Annotated in this window: 1 protein-coding gene and 1 pseudogene; both read right to left on the bottom strand. The window is 76.6% G+C overall.

Annotated elements, in window-relative coordinates; translation table 11 throughout:
* On the bottom strand, positions 1–544 hold a 544-nt coding region (locus tag AB8Z36_RS41300), incomplete at its 3' end, for a hypothetical protein (RefSeq protein WP_369218471.1).
* Positions 541–775 (bottom strand): annotated as a pseudogene (locus AB8Z36_RS41295) (hypothetical protein); the annotation flags it as partial. The gene AB8Z36_RS41300 and the pseudogene AB8Z36_RS41295, both read right to left, overlap by 4 nt.

The following is a 775-nucleotide window of genomic DNA, read 5'->3' as shown; positions in this document are numbered from 1 at the left end:
CTCCTGCGCCCTCGCTCACCACGAGCCGCCCGCAGTGCGTGCCCCGCACCGTCGTGACCAGCACATACGGCGCGACGGCCGCGGGCTCTTCGGCCTTCTTGGCCTCGTCGGCGCCGACCGGCACGACCCAGCTGACCGCGAGCGCGGCGACGATCGCGCAGAGGCCCGCGACGGAGCGCCGCCGGGCCGCCGCCAGGTCCGTCTGGGTCCGCTCCACCTCGTCCAGGACCGCTCCGAAGAGCCGGTCGCCGGTCAGCCAGGTGCGCTCCCCGACCTCGCCGTGCGCGGCGCCCACCGCCTTCAGCGCGCCGGAGAGGAGCAGCAGGAAGGCGGCGGCGAGGAGGGCGGCGGTGGTCCACCGCCAGAGGCCGGGCATGCCCGCGACGCTCTCCCTGCCCTTCAGCACGAAGACGGCGCCGACCAGGCCGGTCAGCCCGGCGAGGCCGTTGCGCCAGCCCTCGGCCTGCCGTCGTACGGTGCCCAGTTGGTCGGCCTGGAGCTGCTGGCCGAGCTGCGCGGCCCGCTTCTTGGCGAGGTCGGTCACGGGGTGCCGCCCCGCGCGGGCGGCGGCACCGGGACGTCCCAGAAGGCACCGCACCCGGAGTCCGGCGACTCCGGCGGGCGCTCGGGGTGGGGGTAGCCGCACTGGCAGTAGACCGGGATGACCCCGGTGAGCGGCTCCGGAACGGAACTCCGCCCGCGTCGGCGGCCCTTGGCGGGACCGAGCACGCCGTGGGAGACCCGGAAGACCGTACGGCCCCGGCAGGTGGGGCAG

The sequence above is a fragment of the Streptomyces flavofungini genome, assembly GCF_041028215.1.
GTDB classification, from domain to species: Bacteria; Actinomycetota; Actinomycetes; order Streptomycetales; family Streptomycetaceae; genus Streptomyces; species Streptomyces flavofungini_B.
The sequence above is the reverse complement of the archived record's forward strand: the minus strand, read 5'-3'. Positions and strand labels throughout refer to the sequence as shown.